The 20,574-nt window shown below is 69.7% G+C and carries 20 protein-coding genes, 5 tRNA genes and 1 riboswitch; of the genes, 12 read left to right on the top strand and 13 right to left on the bottom strand.

Annotated elements, in window-relative coordinates; translation table 11 throughout:
• Positions 1-86 precede the first annotated feature (86 nt).
• The 3 genes from ACIPSA_RS24590 to ACIPSA_RS24580 form a co-directional block, all read right to left on the bottom strand.
• Positions 87-1,127 (bottom strand): M23 family metallopeptidase, encoded by a 1,041-nt coding sequence (locus ACIPSA_RS24590; protein ID WP_402638112.1) that lies wholly within the window; start codon positions 1,125-1,127, stop codon positions 87-89.
• Between the two features lie 7 nt (positions 1,128-1,134).
• Positions 1,135-1,294: riboswitch (cyclic di-AMP (ydaO/yuaA leader) on the bottom strand.
• A gap of 341 nt (positions 1,295-1,635) precedes the next feature.
• Positions 1,636-1,709 (bottom strand) — tRNA-Met (locus tag ACIPSA_RS24585).
• Between the two features lie 49 nt (positions 1,710-1,758).
• Positions 1,759-2,895, bottom strand: a complete 1,137-nt coding sequence (locus ACIPSA_RS24580; protein WP_402638111.1) for a dihydrofolate reductase family protein — start codon at positions 2,893-2,895, stop codon at positions 1,759-1,761.
• Between the two features lie 113 nt (positions 2,896-3,008).
• Here ACIPSA_RS24580 and ACIPSA_RS24575 point away from each other — a divergent pair, with 113 nt between their 5' ends.
• The 3 genes from ACIPSA_RS24575 to ACIPSA_RS24565 all read left to right on the top strand — a co-directional run bounded on the left by ACIPSA_RS24575 (position 3,009) and on the right by ACIPSA_RS24565 (position 5,344).
• Entirely contained in the window at positions 3,009-3,524 is a 516-nt protein-coding gene (locus ACIPSA_RS24575) for a MarR family winged helix-turn-helix transcriptional regulator (RefSeq protein ID WP_402638110.1), read from the top strand.
• Between the two features lie 103 nt (positions 3,525-3,627).
• A complete protein-coding gene (gene ribA, locus ACIPSA_RS24570; protein WP_402638109.1) occupies positions 3,628-4,263 on the top strand; it encodes a GTP cyclohydrolase II in 636 nt (211 codons plus the stop codon).
• Between the two features lie 772 nt (positions 4,264-5,035).
• Positions 5,036-5,344, top strand: a complete 309-nt coding sequence (locus ACIPSA_RS24565) for a hypothetical protein (RefSeq protein WP_402638108.1) — start codon at positions 5,036-5,038, stop codon at positions 5,342-5,344.
• A 122-nt stretch (positions 5,345-5,466) separates the two neighbouring features.
• On the opposite strand, the gene ACIPSA_RS24560 is transcribed toward ACIPSA_RS24565, so the two are convergent.
• The 6 genes from ACIPSA_RS24560 to ACIPSA_RS24535 all read right to left on the bottom strand — a co-directional run bounded on the left by ACIPSA_RS24560 (position 5,467) and on the right by ACIPSA_RS24535 (position 10,951).
• Positions 5,467-6,102, bottom strand: coding sequence for a hypothetical protein (locus tag ACIPSA_RS24560; protein ID WP_402638107.1), 636 nt, complete (start codon positions 6,100-6,102; stop codon positions 5,467-5,469).
• The gene (locus tag ACIPSA_RS24555; RefSeq protein WP_402638106.1) at positions 6,095-7,357 is read right to left on the bottom strand and encodes an ABC transporter permease; all 1,263 of its coding nucleotides are present in this window, start codon (positions 7,355-7,357) and stop codon (positions 6,095-6,097) included. Before ACIPSA_RS24555 ends, ACIPSA_RS24560 begins: the two co-directional genes overlap by 8 nt.
• Positions 7,357-8,109, bottom strand: a complete 753-nt coding sequence (locus tag ACIPSA_RS24550; protein WP_402638105.1) for an ATP-binding cassette domain-containing protein — start codon at positions 8,107-8,109, stop codon at positions 7,357-7,359. The genes ACIPSA_RS24555 and ACIPSA_RS24550 overlap by 1 nt, the downstream gene beginning before the upstream one ends.
• Positions 8,110-8,186: 77 nt before the next feature.
• Positions 8,187-8,531 carry a hypothetical protein gene (locus ACIPSA_RS24545; RefSeq protein WP_402638104.1) on the bottom strand — a complete coding sequence of 115 codons (345 nt, stop codon included), beginning with the start codon at positions 8,529-8,531 and terminating at the stop codon, positions 8,187-8,189.
• A 230-nt stretch (positions 8,532-8,761) separates the two neighbouring features.
• The gene (locus ACIPSA_RS24540) at positions 8,762-10,030 is read right to left on the bottom strand and encodes a glycosyltransferase 87 family protein (protein ID WP_402638103.1); all 1,269 of its coding nucleotides are present in this window, start codon (positions 10,028-10,030) and stop codon (positions 8,762-8,764) included.
• 483 nt (positions 10,031-10,513) lie between these two features.
• Positions 10,514-10,951, bottom strand: a complete 438-nt coding sequence (locus ACIPSA_RS24535; RefSeq protein ID WP_402638102.1) for an alpha/beta fold hydrolase — start codon at positions 10,949-10,951, stop codon at positions 10,514-10,516.
• 182 nt (positions 10,952-11,133) lie between these two features.
• On the opposite strand from ACIPSA_RS24535, the gene ACIPSA_RS24530 reads away from it, so the two are divergent.
• Positions 11,134-11,328, top strand: a complete 195-nt coding sequence (locus ACIPSA_RS24530) for a hypothetical protein (RefSeq protein WP_402638101.1) — start codon at positions 11,134-11,136, stop codon at positions 11,326-11,328.
• An 11-nt stretch (positions 11,329-11,339) separates the two neighbouring features.
• Positions 11,340-11,465, top strand: coding sequence for a hypothetical protein (locus ACIPSA_RS24525; RefSeq protein WP_402638100.1), 126 nt, complete (start codon positions 11,340-11,342; stop codon positions 11,463-11,465).
• 162 nt (positions 11,466-11,627) lie between these two features.
• Here the strand turns inward: ACIPSA_RS24525 and ACIPSA_RS24520 are convergent.
• From ACIPSA_RS24520 to ACIPSA_RS24510, 3 genes are all read right to left on the bottom strand, one after another.
• A tRNA-Lys gene (locus tag ACIPSA_RS24520) sits at positions 11,628-11,700 on the bottom strand.
• Between the two features lie 98 nt (positions 11,701-11,798).
• Positions 11,799-13,334 carry an amino acid permease gene (locus tag ACIPSA_RS24515; RefSeq protein WP_402638099.1) on the bottom strand — a complete coding sequence of 512 codons (1,536 nt, stop codon included), beginning with the start codon at positions 13,332-13,334 and terminating at the stop codon, positions 11,799-11,801.
• Positions 13,335-13,481: 147 nt separating this feature from the next.
• A complete protein-coding gene (locus tag ACIPSA_RS24510) occupies positions 13,482-15,716 on the bottom strand; it encodes a DEAD/DEAH box helicase (RefSeq protein WP_402638098.1) in 2,235 nt (744 codons plus the stop codon).
• Between the two features lie 137 nt (positions 15,717-15,853).
• On the opposite strand from ACIPSA_RS24510, the gene ACIPSA_RS24505 reads away from it, so the two are divergent.
• Complete coding sequence (locus ACIPSA_RS24505; RefSeq protein ID WP_402638097.1) at positions 15,854-16,492, top strand: hypothetical protein; 639 nt, start codon at positions 15,854-15,856, stop codon at positions 16,490-16,492.
• Between the two features lie 53 nt (positions 16,493-16,545).
• Here the strand turns inward: ACIPSA_RS24505 and ACIPSA_RS24500 are convergent, their stop codons facing one another.
• Positions 16,546-16,896, bottom strand: a complete 351-nt coding sequence (locus tag ACIPSA_RS24500; RefSeq protein WP_402638096.1) for a metallopeptidase family protein — start codon at positions 16,894-16,896, stop codon at positions 16,546-16,548.
• Positions 16,897-17,033: 137 nt separating this feature from the next.
• Here ACIPSA_RS24500 and ACIPSA_RS24495 point away from each other — a divergent pair, with 137 nt between their 5' ends.
• From ACIPSA_RS24495 to ACIPSA_RS24470, 6 genes are all read left to right on the top strand, one after another.
• On the top strand, positions 17,034-18,551 hold the full coding sequence (locus tag ACIPSA_RS24495; RefSeq protein WP_402638095.1) for a metallophosphoesterase: 1,518 nt from the start codon (positions 17,034-17,036) through the stop codon (positions 18,549-18,551).
• A gap of 205 nt (positions 18,552-18,756) precedes the next feature.
• Positions 18,757-18,829 (top strand) — tRNA-Glu (locus ACIPSA_RS24490).
• Positions 18,830-18,866: 37 nt separating this feature from the next.
• Positions 18,867-18,941: transfer RNA gene (locus tag ACIPSA_RS24485), tRNA-Asp, on the top strand.
• Positions 18,942-18,965: 24 nt separating this feature from the next.
• Positions 18,966-19,039: transfer RNA gene (locus ACIPSA_RS24480), tRNA-Phe, on the top strand.
• 132 nt (positions 19,040-19,171) lie between these two features.
• Positions 19,172-19,480 carry a hypothetical protein gene (locus ACIPSA_RS24475; protein WP_402638094.1) on the top strand — a complete coding sequence of 103 codons (309 nt, stop codon included), beginning with the start codon at positions 19,172-19,174 and terminating at the stop codon, positions 19,478-19,480.
• A gap of 117 nt (positions 19,481-19,597) precedes the next feature.
• The gene (locus ACIPSA_RS24470; protein WP_402638093.1) at positions 19,598-20,533 is read left to right on the top strand and encodes a hypothetical protein; all 936 of its coding nucleotides are present in this window, start codon (positions 19,598-19,600) and stop codon (positions 20,531-20,533) included.
• Positions 20,534-20,574: the final 41 nt, after the last annotated feature.

The following is a 20,574-nucleotide window of genomic DNA, read 5'->3' as shown; positions in this document are numbered from 1 at the left end:
CACCCGCAAAGATCCCGTAAACACCTGACCGGCAGCCCTGACGTCGGGGGGGTGTCGTCAGGACTGCCGGGGATCGAAGAGGTGTCTCAGGGGTTGACGCCCCTGCTGCGGAGCCACGTCATCGGGTCGATGCCGGTGGCCTGGCCGCCGGGGTGGACCTCCAGGTGCAGGTGCGGGCCGGTGACGTTGCCGGTGGCGCCCACGCGGCCGATGACGTCGCCGGTGCCGACCTTCTGCCCGACCGAGACGCTGATCGAGGACTGGTGGCAGAACCACAGCTCGGTGCCGTCGTCGAGGGTGAGGATCGTGCGGTAGCCGTAGGAGCCTGCCCAGCCCGCCTCGGTGATCGTGCCGCTGTGAATGGCCTTGATGAGCGTGCCCGTGGGCGCGGCGAAGTCGAGGCCGGTGTGGTAGCCGGACGACCACATGGCGCCGGCCTCACCGAAGGTCGAGGTGATCGTGTACGAGGAGGTCGGCAGCGTGTACTGCTTGGCCAGCCGGGCCAGCCGCTCGGCCTCGGCCTTCTTCTTGGCCGCGGCCTCCGCCGCCGCCTTGCTGTCGGCGGCCTTGGCCGCGGCGGCCTTCTCCGCCTTGGCGGCCGCGTCGGCGACCTGCTTGTCGGCGGCGGCCACGACAGCGGCGGCGGCCTTGCTGTCGACCTGGCCCTGCTGCCTCTCGGCCTGGGCCATGATGCGGTTGCGCAGCGCCTCACCGGCGTCGGAGGCGCCCTGGGCGCTGTCGGCGGAGGTCATGCCGACGTTGCTGAGGGGGGTGGCGGAGCCCTTGGGGGCGTCCGAGGAGGCGTCGTCGCCGAGCAGGGAGCCGACGGAGGGCAGGTCGGGCATGGAGATGGACACCGGCGGCTTGCCGGTGTTGGCGCTGGCCATGCCGCCCGCGCCGACGGCGGCTATGACGCCGACGCCCAGGACCGTGGAGCTGCGGGCGAGTCCGCCGCCGCCGCGCTGCTTGGCGACGCGGTGCCGGCCGCGTACCGGGCTGATGGACTCCTCGGTGGGGTTCCATTCCTCCCAGGGGCCCTCGTCGGTGCGGTAGCTGCCGTAACCGAAGGTCTCGGTGTGCTCACTCGGCACGAACGGGGCTGTGGGGGCAGGCCGGTTGGACGCCACGCGGGCGCACTCCTTTCCTTCCGCCGCCTACCGGGTTAGCTGACGGGTTCGGAGCAGGAAGGTCTCCTACGCGCGTATACCGGCCGTTGCTCCACGGCGGCTTCCGCGTGATTCACCCCAAGGTGGTGGTTCCCCGGTTCCCTCGCGGGATTCGGCGCGTGCGCACGGAGCCGACTCTTGTGACGGCTGGGACGACCGCGCTGCGTTATCGAACGTTAATAGACCCCCGTGTCAGATTCCAAGCTGTTCTGCTTGATCGTTAATGTTTTTCGTGCGGGACTTACACGCCATGACCGGCGAAAAACGGGCGAGTTGACCGCGGTACATGAGTCACCGCGGTTTTGATGGTGACTCGGATGTTACGCGGAGGGCTGCCATCCGGTCACTCTTCGTGATATTCGGACTGGTTCACGGGCCGGTCCACGGGCTGGTTCACGGAACACACAGAAAACACAGCAAACACTCAGGGCCGGAATCCGTGTACTGGATTCCGGCCCTGAGCCTTGAGTAGCGGGGACAGGATTTGAACCTGCGACCTCTGGGTTATGAGCCCAGCGAGCTACCGAGCTGCTCCACCCCGCGTCGGTGTGCCTTAAGCATACGCCATGCTCAGGGGTGCAAGTGCACGGGTTTATTCGCGGGCCAGCAGATGGCGGTTCGGCGCCTTGGCCCGGCCCTCGTACTCGGGCAGTACGACGACGTCGACGCCCTGGCCCGCCAGCAGCCCGCTGCCGTCGGCCCCCGCCACGAACGTGTCCGGCTCCCGCCATGCGGTGACCACCCGCCGTACCCCCGCCTCCAGGATCAGCCGCGCGCAGGGAGCGGGCCGCGAGGCCCGCCGGGCGCAGGGCTCCAGGCTGCTGTACACCGTGGCGGCGGCCAGCCTCGGGTCGGCCGGGTCGATCTTGGCCAGCGCCGCCTCCTCGGCGTGCACGACCGGGTCGTCGCCCTCCCGCGAGTGGCCCCGCGCCAGCTCGGTCCCGTCCGCGGCGACCACGACCGCGCCCACGCTGAACGCCGTCTCCGAGGGCGGGCACAGCGCCGCCAGCTCGCAGGCGATGCGCATCCAGTGCCGGTCCGCCGCGGTGACCGACGCCCCGGTGCCGGGCGCTGTCGGCTCGTAGCGCATCAGCACGACGTCCTCGATGCGGCGCGTCTCCGCGAGCCGCAGCCGCCCGCCCTGGTAGCCCCCGGGGCCGAACAGCCGGGGCGCCCCCGGATCCCCCACGAAGAGCGGGGCGAGGACCAGCTGGAGTTCGTCGGCGAGGCCTTGGCGCAGCAGCTGGGTGTGGATGGTGCCGCCGCCCTCGACCATCAGGCGGCGCACCCCGCGCTCCGCGTACAGGTGCGTGAGCAGTGCTCGCCAGTCGAGGTCGGGGCCCAGCGGGACGATGTCGGCGGCGAGGCCGAGTCCCCGTGCGCGTTCGGCGCCCTTCTCCGTCGTGTAGAGGACCTTCTCGCCGCCCGTGTGCCAGAACTTCGCGTCCGGGTCCAGATCGCCGGAGCCGCTGACGGTGACCTTGAGGGGGTACTCGGGCCGGCCTGCGGCCAGGCGGGCGGCCCGCCGCTCGGGCGAGTTGACCAGGAGGCGCGGATTGTCGGCGCGGATCGTGCCGGCGCCGACCAGGATCGCGTCGACCGACGCGCGCACCTCGTCGACCCGGTCGAAGTCGGCCGGGCTGGAGAGCAGGAGCCGCTCGGGGCCGGTGTCGTCCAGGTAGCCGTCGAGGGAGACGGCGGCGGACAACAGGACGTACGGGTACGGCATCGACGCGCTCTCCTTGACGAAGGCTGACGGACGAGGACTGATGGAGGGGGACTGATGGACGAGGACTGACGTGCGGTCTTGGTTCAAGTTTGAAACAAACTTACACTGGCGGCATGACGACCCGCTGGCTCACCCCCGAGGAGCAGAGCGCCTGGCGCGCCTACATGGCCGGCAGCCTGCTCCTGGAGGACGCGATCGACCGGCAGCTCCAGCAGGACACCGGTATGCCGCACCTGTACTACTCCATCCTGGCCAACCTCTCCGAGGCGCCGGAGCACAAGCTGCGCATGACCGACCTCGCGGAGAAGTCGAAGATCACCCGGAGTCGGCTGACGTACGCCGTGACCCGGCTGGAGAAGGACGGCCTGGTACGGCGTGAGGGGTGCCCGACCGACAAGCGGGGCAGCACCGCCGCGCTGACCGACGACGGGATGGCCGTTCTGGAACGTGCGGCACCGGGTCACGTGGCGACCGTACGCGCCTCCCTCTTCGACCACCTCAGCCCCGAGCAGGTGCGGCAGCTGGAGGAGATCTTCGGCTCGGTCGCCGACGCGCTCCAGGGCGAGGACGCGGGGTGCGCGTCGGACGACGTGCCGTGGCGGCGCCGGTCGCCCAAGTCCTGTTCGTGACACCGGCATCAGATCCGCAAATCGGTTGCTTCAAATTTAAAGCATGGGGTAGGGTTCCGGCATCTGCTTCAAATCTGAAACTCCTTGCACCCGGGAGACCCGCATGCCCGACACCCCCGCCGCCACGCCGCGCGCCCGCGTCCGGGTACCGCTGCGCTTCCACGACGGTTACAGCGTCGACGCCGAACTCGTCACCTTCCACGGCCTGGCGGACGGCCAGGAGCACGTCGCCGTCGTCCTCGGCGAGCCCGGCCCCGTCCCGCTGGTCCGCCTGCACTCCGAGTGCCTGACCGGCGACGTCTTCGGCTCGGCCCGCTGCGACTGCGGCCCGCAGCTGCGCGAGGCGGTCGAGCGCATCGCCGACCGCGGCGGCGTCCTGCTCTACCTCCGTCAGGAGGGCCGCGGCATCGGCCTCTACAACAAGCTCGACGCGTACGCCCTCCAGGACCAGGGCCTGGACACGTACGAGGCGAACGCCGCCCTCGGCCTCCCCGAGGACGCCCGCGACTACACGGCCGCCGCCCAGATGCTGCAGGCTCTCGGCATCGAGGAGCTCGACCTCCTCTCCAACAACCCCGACAAGTCGCAGCAGCTGCGCACCCTCGGCATCGCCGTCCACGACCGCGTCCCGACGGGCGTCTTCACCACCGCCCACAACGTCCGCTATCTGCGGGCGAAGGTCCTGCAGACCCAGCACACGCTGCCGCTGGGCGAACTGACGGAGCTCGGCGTGGGCTGATCGGCTCCACGCCGACGCCTCTGCACACGGCGCCTCTGCACACGAAACGAGCCCCGGTTCGGACAAGATCCGGACCGGGGCTCTGCCGTAGGCCCTGTGGGACTCGAGACGTGAGCGCGACGGTCCGGCGCTTCACGGAATGAACTTCACCCAGCGTGGTTGTCACGGACACTCCCTGGGTTTCCGGACAGGACCGGACTACGCCCGGCGTCCGGACGCGGAGCGAACGCGGGCGACCAGCGTGCCCAACACCGTTCGGGACACGCGGCTGAGCAGCAGTCCTGGCACCAGGACCCACTCCCGCTCAGCCTCTAGGGACGGCGGGCAAACGCCTACCCCAGCGGGACAGCCTCAACGGCCTCCAAGGGCCCGGAACCTGGAACACCGCCGCGACACCCTCGCGAGTCCGGCCCGCCGCTGACACCGCCACCGCCACCGCCCGCAGCCGAAGAGCCTTCCGCGCCGACGGCGACAACTGCCGAGCCACCACCGCAAGTTCACTCATACACGGAGCGGCCCGGAGCACCTGCCGTTCTGATCAATATCGGACAGCCCTCGCTCCGTTGTCGTTGCGAAACGGACATCCTGATGCGATCATGACAGGTGGCGCGAGCGTTCCACCGCTCACGCCTTTCAGCCAACCACCGGCAGCGGAACAACGGTTGGGGTGACGGCGGGGCAACGTCGCTATCCCGACCCGCCGCCGGTCTGCACATCAGGAGAAATGAATATGGCGGAGCTCACTCGATCCGCGACGCGAGCACGGAAGACGATGGCGCAAGCGCTTGCGATCGCGGGTCTGGCCGCGGCAGCCGTCGCGGTGACCGCCCCGGACGCGCTGGCCGGCACGAGCAGCAAGTTGTACGGCTGCTATTCCAGCTGGGGCAACACCGGGTCCCTCGGACACTGCCAGACGGTGACGCGTACCGGTGACTTCCAGAACGAGGTCGACTGCGCCCTCGGCGGAGACTCGTCGGTCTGGTACTACTTCCACAAGGACTCCTCCCACGACGGTTGGGGCTACGCGGAGTGCACCATCTCCGCCAACAGGTCCTGGATCAATTTCAAGATTCACTCGTAAGACGCGAGGCGAGATCAGCACTGCAGGGGTGTCCCGACTCGGGGCACCCCTGCAGTGCGTCCATCGGGCGTACGCATGGACGATCAGAGGATCGCGTACGCCGCAATCAATTCCTCTGCCCGCTACCTGCCCCGCAGAAATACGCGCCGCAACCGGATGACGCGCCATGGAGTCAGCGCCATCGCGACCCCGCCCGCAAGCAGGCTGCCGATTGCGATTCCCCAGCAGGGAGCCGAGGATCCGGGCTGATCCGTCCAGTCCCACCACCGGAACCGTCCCAGGCCGTCGACCTGCCAGTACGTCAGGGGGAACAGGGTGACCAGCGGAAGGATCCAGGAAAGTCGCCATCCCCATACCCGCCCGGACAACAGGGCGAGCCCGACCCAGATCAGCAAGCCGCGGAGGAGCAGCAGAACGGTGTCCACGGGGCTCACGAGCGCTTCTGCCGCGACGAGCAGCAGCGCCGCCACTGAGACGGCCCCGACGAGTCCGGCGATCTCGACCCGCCTGAAGCCCTTCGCCGCCGTCTCCTCCAGGGAGTCCATGGCGCTGCCGAGGCCGCTTACGGCGATCACGGCCAGGGCCAGGGGAATTTCATGTCTCAGAGGAATTGCGGATCCGCCGCCGCTGAAGGGGAAAACGAGCCGGGCGGACCCGAACGCCACATCACACACGATCACCAGCGCCCCGCCGACAGCGATTCCGCGGAAGCGATGAGCCTGCAGGTAGCGGATCCAGGACTCACTGAGATCAGGCACAGCGCGTACCCTCGATCACCTTGAACCACTTCTTCGCCCAGTCCTCCTGCACCGACTCGGGTCGCTTGATCAGCTTTGCGATCGCCCTCTGGTCGACACCGGGCGGCCCCCCGTGGATGTCGGACGGTCGTCCAGCGCCCGAGACCCGGGCTGTGAGCCACGAGTCGAGCTCGAAGTACGCCATCATGCGCCGGTCGTCGGCCTTGCTGTCCGTTGCCTCGCAGAAGCGGGGAGTGGACGTCCGGGTGATGGCGATGGACATGCTGTCGGCCACCTCCCACATGGACCCTTCGAAGATCGTGAAGTCGGTGTCCTGCCCCTTGCTGCCCCTCAGTCCTTCCTCGTAGAACACCGAGGGGGTTTTGATGAAGGGAGGAAGTTCGGACACGCGCCTGGCCATCGCCTCGAGGCGCGGCAGGTACATCCGCTCTTCGGGCCATACGCAGATCTTCGGCTCGGTACGCGTGCACAGCGGAGTACTCGGATTCGCCCGCGCCGTCTGCACCGGTCCTGCCGTCACCACGCCCGCCAGGCACGCGACGACCAGCACCGAGCAGCCGATGGCCGGCAGCCTGGCGCTCACCTTCCCGCGTTCGCCGGTGTATCCGGGCAGCGTGCGGGGCGTGAGAACGGCGACGGCCACCGCGGACAGCGCCAGAGCCCATCGAATGGCGAGACTCTGCGGAGTCACTTCCACCGCAGGGGCGCCGGAGAGCACGAACAGACCGGCCTGCACCGGGCCGCCGTTCATCGTCACCACCACGAAGCAGGCCAGACCGCTGATGACCGGGGCGGCGAAAGCGGACGGGAACCAGCGCCCGGCGAGGTGGCCGACGGCGATGCACAGAACGATGAGCGCCGCCCCCAGCAGCAGGTAGCTGGGCCACAGGAATCCGGGTCCGGCGTCGCGGTAACTGACTGCGGCGGCAACCGCCGCGCCCACGACGTAGGCGGCGGCGCCGTAAACGGCGACCGCCGCGATCTGAGTTCCCTCGACCTGCCATCTGGGCCGGGTTCCCGCGGTGTGCTGGTCCTCGAACCCGAGTCGTTGGATCCGGCCGGCGGCCCAGGCGGCGTAGGCCGCCAGGAACGGGCCGAGGTAGAAGGAGGGTATCTGGGCAGCCGCGCTGGCCTGCGGCCAGACGCCGATCCACCATTGGGACCGTCCGAAGAGAACCGCCACGTCCAGGGCGACGAGGACGGGGAACCACCATCGCAGGGGAGAGCGCCGCAACTCCATCAAGAGGATGCGCATCAGGAAGGCACCCCCTGTCCCGACAGGGCCGCCATGTATCCGCGCTCCAACGGGCTGTCGCCCGCCACTCCCGACCGGGCGTTGCCCACAAGGTCCTCGGGGGTGCCCCGGAAGAGGAACCTTCCGGACTGCATGACGACGACCTGGTCGCAGACAGCCGCCACATCCTCGACGAGGTGTGTGCTCAGCACGATCGCCGAACCCGTCAGCGATCTGATCAGCTCGCGGAACTGGAGGCGTTGTTCCGGGTCCAGGCCGACGGTCGGCTCGTCCAGGAGCAGCAGTCGCGGCGAGCCGACGATGGCCGCGGCGATGCCCGCGCGACGCAGCATGCCGCCGGAGAGGGACTTCATCTTGGCCTGCGCTCGTCCGTCGAGAAGGACGGATTCGATTGCTTTCAGAGCCGCGCCGTGGGCCTCGCCGTCGGGAATCCCGCGCAACCACGCGCAGTACCTGACGAAGTCGTAGACGGAAAAGGACGGATAGTATCCGAATTCCTGAGGCAGGTAGCCGATCATGGGGCGGGCCGCCCTCGCCGATCGCTCGGAGTGCACCTTTCTGCCGCAGATCTCCAGGGTCCCCGCCTCGGGAGGCGCAACCGTGGCGAGAGTGCGGAGAAGTGTCGTCTTTCCCGCACCGTTGGGGCCCAGAAGTCCATAGACCCCCACGTCGAGATCCCAGTCGAGTCCAGTGATCACCTGGTGCCGGCCGTAGCCCTGCGCGATTCCCGACAGCGACGCGATCGGTTCCACGTTGTTCCTTTCACGTGCGTGACCGGGTGCCGCCCGAAGGCAGCACCCGGTCACATACCTCTGGCCGTCGAGGCGCCTTAATTCGAGAACATGATGAAGGACTTCTCGATGTCAAACGTGCACTCGACTCCGCCCCACTTCGGGTGCGACTCGCCGGCCCCGAAGAACTCCCAGAGCGAATCCTCATTACCGAAGGTGCACACACCGCGGTTCTTGAAATTGCCGGTCGTCGTCACCCTGGCACAGTGACCCACCGAACCGGTGCTGCCCCACGTGGAGTAGCAACCGTTGAGCTTGGCGCTCGTACCGGCCATCGCGGACGGCGTGGCAAGGGCGACGGCCGCGACCGCCACACCCGCGAGCGCGGCGACGCGCGCTATGGTATTCCGCACTCGTCTTGCGGGCTGAGTGTGCTCCGTCATCACTGTCTCCTCCTGATGTGCAGACCGATGACGGGGGCGGGGCCGCGGCGTTGCCCCGCTGCGGCCCCAACCATGCTGCCCCCGTTATCGATCATTGACTGCGAAGGCATGGTGAAACACCTCCGCCTGCTTGTCATGATCACATCACTTTCGTGATCTTGCAAACGGCTTAGCGTCGAAGGCACGTTCTGCCCCGGTTACGGGGGAAGCAGACACGCCGGTTCGTGCCGTCAGGCCCGCTGGTCGGCCGCCTGATCCGTCCCGTGGGGCTGCCTGTCGGGCACGTCCGCGGACAGGGCGGCGGCGAAGCGGGGCCAAGCCAGCAGGACGATGGGGTAGATGGCGTAGCCGATGCGGGTCGCCGGGGACAGCACTATCGCCAGGATCAGACCGAGTGCCAGTCGGTCGGCACCGGCCACGGCGCTCCGCGGCGGGCGGATGACGAGCGAGAGGCCCACACCCGCGGCGCTCAGCGCGATGAGTGCCATCGTGACCGCGTCGCCGTGCGGGACCAGCACGGTGATCAGATGCCCCAGCAAGGGGCTCTGCGCGGACGACGCCGTGGGACCGAGACCCAACGGGTAGAGGACGACGTTGCGGTAGAAGGCAACGCTGTCCGTCAGGGCCACGGGCAGAACGGTGACCAGGGCGATGCCCACGGCTCCCGCCGCGCACCTGACCGCGGCACGCCGCCCGCCGCGCACCGCCAGTACGGCGACGAGTACCGGGATGGCCGGCCAGGCGGTCCACTTCAGCGCGGCCGCCGCGCCCAGGGCCAGCCCGGCCCGTCCGGCATCGCCCCGCTGCGTGAAGGCCAGGGCCAGGCACATCAGCCCGATGACCGGCGGGTCCACGCCACCGATGGTGAGCGGCAGCGCGACGACGGGGCAGGCGAACAGCCACAACACGCCCGTCCTGCCGGTGACCCCGCGCGGGGTGCTGACCGGACCGGCGTCCGCGTCCCGGCCGCCGGTCAGCACCCGTATCGCGCCCGCTACGGCCGCCAGGAAACCGACGAGGAACCACAACCGGGCGCTGGTGAACGGGATGTTGCCGAACAGCATGTGCGGTATGCCGAAGAGCGCCATGCCGGGGAGGTAGGGATTGAAGTCCCGCACCACGTGCGGTGTGTGGTGGTACGGGACACCGGAGGAGAACAGCAGGTCGGCCGCCCGTTCCACGACGCCGACCTCCATCTGCTCCTTGCTGATCACCGTCAGGTACAGCAGGGGCACGACGATCGCGCCGACGACCGCGACCACGGCGGGAGCCGGCGCCCACGGTGCGGACGACCTCGCCGCGACCAGTGCGGCACAGCCGTAACCCAATGCGGCGGCCAGGCCCCACGCTTCCTGCGAGGTGTCGGCGGGCGACAGCAGACCCACCACGAGTGCGGACACGGCGCAGACCACCAGCAGGGGCCAGTCCCACCGTCGTGCGACGCGCGGCGACTTGGCGGGGGCGGCGCCCGACTCCTCGGCGCGAACGGCGGTTGCCATCAGGCACCGGACCTTCGCCGGACGCGTATGCCGAAGTCGGCCGCACGGTGCCGCTGTTGACGCGCACCGGATCCGTGGAGACCGCGCGGGGGGAATCTGACGATCATGGCGCAACTGTACAGTTGATGTGTACATGTCGCGTCCATTATCGATTGTCAGCTTGCCCACGCCGCTGGGCGCACTTCTCGCGCCGGGCAGTTAGATGCGATCCACTGGGTCTTCGTTCCATCCCCCACCGGTTCGCCGATCACCGCGCGCGAGGGCGACCGGCTGCACCCGCCCCGAAAACGAAACAGCGCCCGAGCCGGCCGAAGCCGGCCCGAGCGCTGCGTAGCAGGTCAGACGGGTTGACCTCCGCCTTCATCCGGTAGCCCCTGTGGGACTCGAACCCACGACCAACGGATTGAAAGTCCTAGCCAAAGCCGACCAGGTGTTTCTTGGGTTCCCGCCAAGTGCCTTGTTCCCAGTGAGGTCCGCTCGGGTTCAGCGGGTGCTCTTGGCCGCCTCGATGATCAGGTCGGCCACCGCGCCGGGCTGCGAGATGGACACCGCGTGGGACGCCTCGACGCGCACCACGTGCGATCCGGCGCGCTCCGCCATGAACTCCTGCGCCTGGGCGGGGATGGCGTTGTCCTGCGTCGCGATCAGCGCCCACGACGGCACGGTACGCCACGCCGGCTCGCCGGACAGCTCGGCCGTCAGGGCCTGCACGCTCACCGGGCGCTGGGTGACCGCGAGGACGTCGCCGACCACGAAAACCGCCTCCGCACCCTGGAGCGAGGAAGCCGGCCTCTGCCCACCATCGGCGTCCTCGTCGGCCTGGCAGGCGCCGCGACGGGCGCCGCCGCCCTGTTCATGCGCTGAACCTCGAACGCCCCCTGCACGGCCCCGACGCGGGCTGTGCAGGGGGCGTTTCGCCATGCCTGCTGGTGGCCCGGATGCGGCTGCTCAATGGGCTTACGCGGAGACTTCCGAGAGTGGCACGCTACGGCTCCACAGTTCCACAGCTCCACGGCGTGCTCGGCGAATCGGTCGAGCAAGCCCCCCTGTGCGCGGCGTCGAACATGCAGTCGTGCCCGACGAGACGCGCCAGACGGGGAGTGATGAGCCTCGACTCAATCGGTCGTCGCAACACCGGCCTGGAACTCGGCTGGGAGGCGGCCCCGGAACTGTGGGGCCCGCCGTCGGACGAGACCCTGGTGTCGGTCGCGGCGAAGTGCCGGCACGCCCCGGAGTGCACCATCGTGATCACGCCCAGGCCGAAGCCGAAGCCCGACGGCGTGGTCCAGCCCCCGTGAAGGGAGGCCGCATGTCCGAGTGGATCGACCCGCGTTACGCGGACCTGGTGGCGGCGTGGAAGCGTGCGCAGCAGCCAGTTTCCCGTGACCCGGAGCCGAAGCCTGTGCGGGGATTCATCATCCCGCCCAAGCCCTGATCGCAGTACCCACAGCCCCGGTCGGACGCCGATCCGGCCGGGCCGCTCCATGTCTTGATCGTCTGCGTCTCGTCCGAGCTTGGGCCGAGCTAACGATCACTCGGCCCGTCCGAAACGGACAGGACCCCAGCTCTGTACTGCTCTGAGCTGGGGTCCAGCGGGTAGGCCCTGTGGGACTCGAACCCACAACCAATGGATTAAAAGTCCACTGCTCTGCCAATTGAGCTAAGGGCCCAGGCGATGTTGCCTCCCCGAGCATAGCCGGACGAGGCCGTGTCTCCGATCGGGTATCGGAGACCCGGCCGCGTCGGACGGCGGAACAGGCCGAAACTGTTACGGATCGACCGTCTTGGCGACACCGGAACGGGCCGCCTCCCGGGTGACGGTGCGGGTGTGGTCGGGATTGAGGAACCAGTGGCGGGCCGAGGCCAGCCACCAGGCCGCGGCGAAGCCGAGAACCACCAGGACGGCGACCGGGGCGTAGTTGAAGGTCTCCCAGGTGACCGGGGAGACCTGGGGGAGCATGAAGAGGATCGTGATGACCCCGACCCAGACCACCGACACGACGCCGATCGGCTGCGACCAGCGGCCCAGGTGCCACGGGCCGCGTTCGAAGGCGTCACCCTTGCGGACCCGCAGCAGGGTCGGGACGACGTACGCGATGTACAGGCCGATCACCGCGATCGACGTCACCGCCGCGTAGGCGGTCATATTGATCAGGTACGGCAGGCCCAGGACCAGCGCCCCGGCCACCGCCAGCCACACCGCCGCCACCGGCGTGCGCGTACGCGGGCTCACCGTGTGCCAGACGTGCGAGAAGGGCAGCGCGCCGTCACGCGAAAAGGCGTAGATCATACGGCTGTTTGCCGTCACCGACGCCATTCCGCAGAACAGCTGCGCCCCGATCACCACGAGCAGGAGCAGCTTGCCGGCGGTCGCGCCCAGCGCGTCGAGCAGGATCTGGGCCGGAGGTGCCCCGGTCGGGGAGGCGAGTTCGTCGTCGTACGACTGGATCGCGTAGGTGAAGCCCAGGAGGAGGACGAAGCCCGCGATCCATGACGTCCAGATGGAGCGGACGATGCCCTTGGGGCCCGCCGTCGCCGCGTCGTGGGTCTCCTCCGTCATATGGGCCGAGGCGTCGTAGCCGGTGAAGGTGTACTGGGCCATCAGGAGGCCGAGCAGGACGACGTAGACCCCGCTGCCCCAACCCGTGTTGTTCACGAAGTGGGTGAACACGAAGGACGTCGACCGGTGCTTGTCCGGCACGAACGCGAGCGCGCCGACGATGACCGCGACCCCCAGCACGTGCCACCAGACGCTCACGTTGTTGAGGAAGGCGACGATGCGGACGCCGAAGGTGTTCAGCAGGCCGTGCAGGACCAGGATCCCGGCGAACAGCAGCACCGTGCGGCCCGGGGTGACCTTGAAGTCGAACTGGAGGTTCAGGTACGCGCCCAGGAAGGACGCGGCACCGAAGTCGATGCCCGCGGTCACCGCCACCTGGCCCAGCACGTTGAACCAGCCGGTGAACCAGGCCCAGGCGGCGGCCGAGCGCGGCGGCGCCAGGCGGTGGGCCCAGAAGTACAGGCCGGCCGATGTCGGGTACGCCGAGCAGATTTCGGCCATCGAGAGGCCCACGAACAACGTCATCAGGCCGACCGCGACCCAGCCCCAGGTGATCACGGCGGGGCCGCCCGTGTTCATCCCGAAGAGGTAGAGGGTGAGACAGCCCGACAGGACCGAGATGATCGTGAAGGAGACGGCGTAGTTGGAGAACGCCGACATCCTGCGGGCGAGGACCTGGGTGTAACCGAGCTGGGCAAGCCGTTCCTCGTCCGACGGCCCGCGCACTGTCGCGTCATCTGTCATGCCCCCAGCAATTCCCTCGCCGGTGGCGTGACATGCGTCACAAGGTGGCCAGAAAGTACCCCTGTACGCGCCATGGACGACAAAGCGCCGCGCCCCCTGCCCGGATCGGGCAGGGGGCGCGGCGCTCAGAGATGCCGTCGGCCGATGTCAGCCGTTGCGCTTCCAGCGCGGCTTTTCGTCACGGCGGCCGAAGGAGCCGGTGCCGCGGTGGTCGTCACGACGGCCGTAGGGGCGGTCGTGCCCGGCGGAGCGGTCGTGCCCGGCGGGGCGGTCGTGCCCGGCGGAGCGGAAGCCGGGGCGGTCGTCACGGCGGTCCCGGTTGAACGGACGCTCGCTGCCACGGTGCCCACCGCGCTCGTCCCGGCGGAAGCCACCACGGTCGTCACGGCGCTCGAAGCCACGGTCACGGCTGTCACGGTTGTCGCGGTTGTCGCGGTCCCGGTTGAAACCACCACGGTCGTCACGGCGGCCGAAGGAGCCGGTGCCACTGCGGTCGTCACGACGCTCGAAGGAACGGCCACCCCGGTCGTCACGACGCTCGAAGCCGCGGTCACCGCGGTCGTCACGACGCTCGAAGCCACGGTCACGGCCGAAACCGCCACGCTCGCGGTTGTCACGGCCATCACGGCCGTCACGGCCGCGGTTGAAACCACCCCGGTCGTCGCGGCGCTCGAAGGAACGGCCACCGCGGTCACGGCTGTCGCGGTTGTCGCGGTCCCGGTTGAAACCACCACGGTCGTCACGACGCTCGAACGAACGGCCACCCCGGTCGTCACGACGCTCACGGCGCTCGTACGACGACGAGGACGCCGGACGCTCCTCGCGGGCGCCACGGTCGACGTCCCGCGCCACCGGCTGCTCCGGGACGGAGACCTCGATCGCCGCCTTGACCTCGGCCTCGGCCTGCTCCTGCGCCTCGGCCACCGCGGCCTCCGGGTCCTCACCACGCTCACGGGCGACCCGGGCGACGAGGCGGTCGGCCTCCTCGCGGAGCTCGGCGGCGCGCCGCGTGACCCGCTCCAGCTGCTTGGTGAGGTGGGCGACCTCACGCTCGGCCTGCTGGGCGGCATTGCCCGCGGACTCGGCCTGGACCTCGGTCATGGAGCGGGCGCCGGTGATCTCGGCGACCTCCGGGTCGAACGCGGCGCCGCCCTGGATGATGTGGCGCGCCGCGTCGACGCCCGCGTCCTCCATCAGACGGAAGATCTGACGGCGCTGGTGCGGCAGGGACAGCGAAACGACCGTGCCGGTGCGGCCGGCGCGGGCCGTACGGCCCGCGCGGTGCAGGTAGTCCTTGTGGTCACCGGCCGGGTCAACGTTCAGAACCAGGTCGATGCCGTCGACGTGGATGCCACGGGCGGCGACGTCGGTGGCGACGAGGACGTTGACGTAACCGTCCTTGAAGTCCGCCAGCGTCCGGGTACGCGCGCCCTGGGTCATGCCGCCGTGCAGCGCGTCCGCCTTCACGCCCGAGTCCCGCAGCTGCTCGGCGACCCGGTCGGCGCCCAGCTGGGTGCGGACGAAGATGATGGTGCGGCCCTTGCGGGAGGCGATGGCCGCGGTGACCGGAGCCTTGTCCTTGGGCTTCACGATCAGGATGTGGTGGGACATCGTCGTGACCGCGCCCTGGGCGGCGTCCACCTCGTGCGAGACCGGGTCGACCAGGTAGCGCTTGACCAGCGTGGAGATCTCGTTCTCCATCGTGGCGGAGAACAGCATCCGCTGGCCGCCCGCCGGGACCTGGTCGAGCAGCTCGGTGACCTCGGGCAGGAAGCCCAGGTCGGACATCTGGTCGGCCTCGTCGAGAACGGCGATCTGCACGTCCTCCAGGGAGCAGGCGCCGCGGTTGATGATGTCGCGCAGGCGGCCCGGGGTGGCGACGAGGATGTCGACGCCCCTCTCCAGGGCGTAGATCTGGTTGCCCATCGACGTGCCGCCGCAGACGACCTTCATCTTCAGGCCGAGGACGTCGCCGTACGGCTGGAGGGCGTCCGCCACCTGCATGGCCAGCTCACGCGTCGGCGTGAGGATGACGGCACGGGGGCGCTTCTTCTCGGTGCGGCCGCCGGCCAGCGTGGCCAGGGTCGGCAGACCGAAAGAGAGGGTCTTGCCGGAGCCGGTACGGCCACGGCCGAGGATGTCCTTGCCGACCAGGGCGTCCGGGATGGTCGCGGCCTGGATCGGGAACGGGACGGTCACGCCGTTCTGCGCGAGCTTGCGCACCACGCCCTCGGGCAGGCCGAGGTCGGCGAAGGTGATCTGGGGGGCCTCGGGGGTCTCGGGAGCTTCGGTGGCCACGACGGCGTCGGCCGTCTCGGTGATCTCGTCGCTGACCTCGATGTTCTCGGGCAGGACGGCGTGATCAGTACTGGAAATGGACATGCGTAAGCGAAACCTTCCGGAGTCTCGTCGGCACGCGCCCGTCAACTCCGTGTTCGCATTACGACCGCCTCAATGCGGTCAGCCACGGCAAGGGAGAGTACGCGCCACACGGCGCGCTCTGCGTTGGCGCCGGGCAAATGGGATCAAACGATCTACCACCATACGCACCCACCACCCCCCAAGGCAAACCGAGAGCAGGAGACGCCGGTCACGTCCTCCGTCCCGCCCCCTCCTACGCCGGCAACCCGGCCTCCGGCGCCGGCTCCCGCTGCTCCATCTGCGGCCCCGCCTCCTCGTGCGCCGACGCCGAAGGCTCGGCCGGCGGCGGCTCCGTCACGGGCGGCGGCGCCGACGACGCCGGGGGCTCCGGCGCGGGGGGCGTCGGAGTCGGGGTCGGCTCCGCCTGGGTCGGCGCCGGATCCGCCGGCTTCGGGCTGCTCCTCGTCCTGACCGGCGCCACGGACGCGCTGCCACCCGCCTCCGACGGCCTCGCCGACGCCGACGCCGACTTCCCCGGCTTCTTCTTGCCCTTCCCCCCGTGCCCGCGCTTGCCGTCGCCCGCCCTCCCCGAGTCCCCCGAACCGCCCTCCGACACCGCCGAGCCCCCGTCGGGCGCCCCGCCGCCCCGCCGCCCCGCCGAATGGGAGGGAGCGGCCCGGCCACCGTCCTCGCCCACGTTCACACAGCCGGCGGCAGCGGCCACGACCAACACCGCGGCGGCCAGACGGACGGGTACGTACAAGGGGCGCACGGCGGCCACCTCCGGGGGAGGATGAAGGAGTCGCCGTGCCCAACTCCCGCCGCCCACAGGAGGACACGCGGCCGGCCGTCACCCGTATCCGAGCGCGTGCAACCGTTCGTCATCGATCCCGAAATGGTGGGCGATTTCGTGCACCACGGTGACCTCGGTCTCCGCGACGACGTCCTCCCGCGTCTCACACATCCGCAGCGTCGGCCCCCGGTAGACGGTGATCCGGTCCGGCAGCACGCCCGCGTACCACTCGCCGCGCTCGGTCAGCGGGGTCCCCTCGTAGAGCCCGAGCAGCTCGGGCTCGTCGGCGGACGGCTCGTCCTCGACGAACACCGCGACGTTGTCCATCAGCCGCGTCAGCTCCGGCGGAATCCGGTCCAGCGCCTCGGCGACCAGTTCCTCGAACTCCTCGCGCGTCATCTCCAGCACAGGGTCATTGTCCGATACGGGACGTCCGGGACGGCCGTAGGAGAGCCGCGACCGTCGACCACGTCAGCCGTGAACCGCCACCCACGCCGGCCGCGAACCGCCGCATATCCAACCCCGGGCCCGGGCATACGGGACCAATGGCCCGCGTCCCCGTCGCAGCCCTCAACCGCATCCGCTCGCTCACCCCACAACGCCCCACCCGCCGCACCCGCCCCGCCCGCCCCTCCCCCCTCCTCCCGGAACCGACGAACCGTCCGCACCCCTGGGCACGCGCCCTCGGCATGACGGCCGTCGTCCTCGTCGGCGCCTGGCTGGGTCTGCTGATCGTCGGCAACGTACGGGCCCCGATAGGCCCGATGAACACGACCATGGCCCTGCGTCCGTCCCTCACCGGCGGCACGAAGATCAACATCTCCCCGCTGGGCGTACTGACACTCGACAGCCACGCCGCACCCGTCCGCCTCGACGTGAACGTCGACCAGCTCGACCCCGTCCGCTCACAGGCCCTCGTCGACCACCCCGAACGCCTCTCCGGCCTCCAGGACGAGGTGACCCGGGACGTCGAACACGGCACGCTCGACCTGGCCCTACGGTCCTGCGTCGCCGTCGTCACCGGAGCCACGGCACTCGGCCTGGCCGTCTACCGCCGCCCCCGGCGCGCCCTCACCGCCGGCGGCCTGGCCCTGACCCTCCTCGCCGCCTCCGGAGCCACGGCGTACGCCACCTGGAACCCCAAGTCAGTCCTGGAACCGAAGTTCTCCGGCCTGCTCTCCTCCGCACCCTCCCTGGTCGGCAACGCACGCAGCATCGTCACCGAATTCGACGTCTACCAGAAGGAACTGGCGCGCCTGGTGCGCAACGTGACGAGGCTGTACGACGTCACCTCCACGCTCCCGGCCTACCGGCCGGACCCGACCACGATCCGGGTCCTGCACGTCTCCGACATCCACCTCAACCCGGCGAGCTGGAAGATCATCACGTCACTGGTCGGGGAGTACAAGGTGAACGTGATCGTCGACTCCGGCGACACGATGGACCACGGAACAGCGGCGGAGAACGGCTTCCTGGACCCGATCGCGGACCTGGGCGTGCCGTACGTGTGGGTCCGGGGCAACCACGACTCGCGCCTGACCCAGCGCTACCTGGAGCGGATGAGGAACGTACACGTCCTGGACGACGGCCGGGCCGAGACCGTCGCGGGCCTGCGCTTCGCGGGCATCGGCGACCCGCAGTTCACCCCCGACCGCTCCGTACAGCCCGCCAGCGACACGGTGGAACAGACGGCCGGCGACCGCCTGGCCACGGCCCTGCGCGACCAGCGGGCCGCGGGCACCCCCGTCGACGTGGCCATGGCCCACGAGCCCTCCGCCGCCCGCCGGACGGACGGCGAGGTGCCCCTCGTCCTGGCCGGCCACCTCCACCACGAACAGACGGAGCTCATGAAACACGGCACCCGGCTGCGCCTGGAGGGCTCGACGGGCGGCAGCGGCCTGCGCGCCGTGGAGGGCAGGTACCCCGACCCGATCGAGGCGTCGATCCTCTACTTCGACCGGGACACCCGCCGCCTCCAGGCCTGGGACGAGATCAGACTGGGCGGCCTGGGCCAGACGACGGCGGAGGTCAGCCGCCACCTCCCGGGGGACAACCAGCCCTGAGCCGCCCTCCGCTATCGGGTTTGGCCCACGTCCAGGCCACGTAGTACAGTCTGTTCGTGCCCAAGGGCGCCGGTCAGGGCTTGACCGTCCAAAGCTTTTGCTGAAGCGGAGGAGAAGCGGAACCCTTTACCGGGGAAAGCGGAGTCACATGCTTCTCACGTCCCCTTCGGGAACGCAAAGACGAAGCAGAGCGGTATGGCTGTTCGCCCTCATCGTCTAGCGGCCTAGGACGCCGCCCTTTCAAGGCGGTAGCACGGGTTCGAATCCCGTTGGGGGCACGCAAGATCGTGTGCGACACTGTTGCACACAGAGCTTGGTCCTGTGGAGCAGTTTGGAGTGCTCGCCACCCTGTCAAGGTGGAGGCCGCGGGTTCAAATCCCGTCAGGACCGCTGAGGTTTCCCCGGAAACCTCGTGGCTGGGTAGCTCAGTTGGTACGAGCGATCGCCTGAAAAGCGATAGGTCGCCGGTTCGACCCCGGCCCCAGCCACAGCAAAGGCCCCGATCCTCTGGATCGGGGCCTTCTTGTACATCCAGGGCATGCGCGCAGCGCCGCTTGGCACGGCTGCCGTGCAGCGCTACGTTCTGGCTGATCGGCCGGGATTTCTGGGGGGCGGGGACGATGAGCCGGGACGAGTCGAGAGCCATTCGGGACACCGAGTTGGAGAAGGACCGGGCGCGTTACGGGCTGCTCGCGGTGGTCGTCAGCAATCTCGCGATCGCGGGGGTCGCGATCTTCGGGGTGTGGCGGCTGCACGGTGACAAGGCGGTGATCGTCGGTGTGCTGACGGCCGCGTTCACGGCGGTCAGCAGCCTGACCACGGCCTACCTAGGCATCAAGGCCGTGTCCAACACCGCCAAGTCCATCGCCCTGGGGGACGGCGCTCACCGCGGCAGCGGCTCCGGCGGCTCCGGCGGTTCAGGGGCCTAGGTGTCCCAGGCCTGCCGGGGGCCTTATCTGTGCGTGGGCTGTGACGTTTCTTGATCCTTTTGCTCTCCTCCTCCTGGGGCCGGGACCGCCGGTCCTGACACGGAGGAAGGGGCTCACGTGTACTTCAAGAAGGCCGCGTTGACCGTCTCGCTGGCGATCGCGACGAGCCTGCCGCTGGCGGCGGGGACCGCGGCGGCGGAAGGGACAGGGGGACTGGGCCGGCTGACCGGCACCGACTACTCGGCCGGCTCTCCCGCCATGGTCGGCGTCAACCCCGTCAGCGGATCCGTCACCGGACCTCTCACCCAGGGCGCGGAGGACGCGGTGCTCTCGCCCGGCGGCACCCAGGTGGCGTTCATCCGTCGGCAGGACACCTGCATCCCGCAGACCGAGGGCTGCGCGTACGGCACGGATCTGGTGCTGGCCGCGGCGGACGGCGGCGACCCGCACGTCCTGGTCCCCGGCACGGGCGGTGGCGTCCCGTACGCCGGGCACCCCGACTGGTCCCCCGACGGGCAGCGGATCGTCTACGACACCGGAGCCGGCCTGGGCTGGATCAACGCCGACGGCACCGGGGACGAGCTGCTCACCCCCTACGGCCGCAACGGCACCTTCTCGCCCGACGGCCGCAGCATCGCCTTCCTGAGGAGCGAGTACTACGAGACCGACGAGGGCTGGGATCTGGGCACCGACATCTACCTCCTCGACACGGTGACCCGCGAAGAGCGCCAGATCACCACCGGCCACGACGTGGGGAGCACGCCCGTCGACTGGTCCCCCGACGGCAGCCGGATCGTCTTCACCACCGAGCACGGCCTGTACACCGTCGACGTGGCCACCGGAGCCATCACCGACCTGCGCGGCTGGACCGGCGTCCTGTCCTTCCTCCAGACCCCCGTCTACTCCCCCGACGGCAGCCGGATCGCCTTCAACGCCTACGACGACACCGTGGGCACACGCGCCGCGTACGTCGTCGACGCCGCGGACGGTGGAAACTTCCGCAAGCTCACGGACCGTCCCGTGACGTTCACCGACTGGCGGGCCGGCGAGTAAAGCCCCAGGTGAGGGCGGCCGTCCGAGGCGCGGCGGCGGCC

The sequence above is a fragment of the Streptomyces sp. NPDC086549 genome, assembly GCF_044746205.1.
Lineage (GTDB): Bacteria > Actinomycetota > Actinomycetes > Streptomycetales > Streptomycetaceae > Streptomyces.
This window is presented reverse-complemented; position numbering and strand designations above follow the sequence as displayed.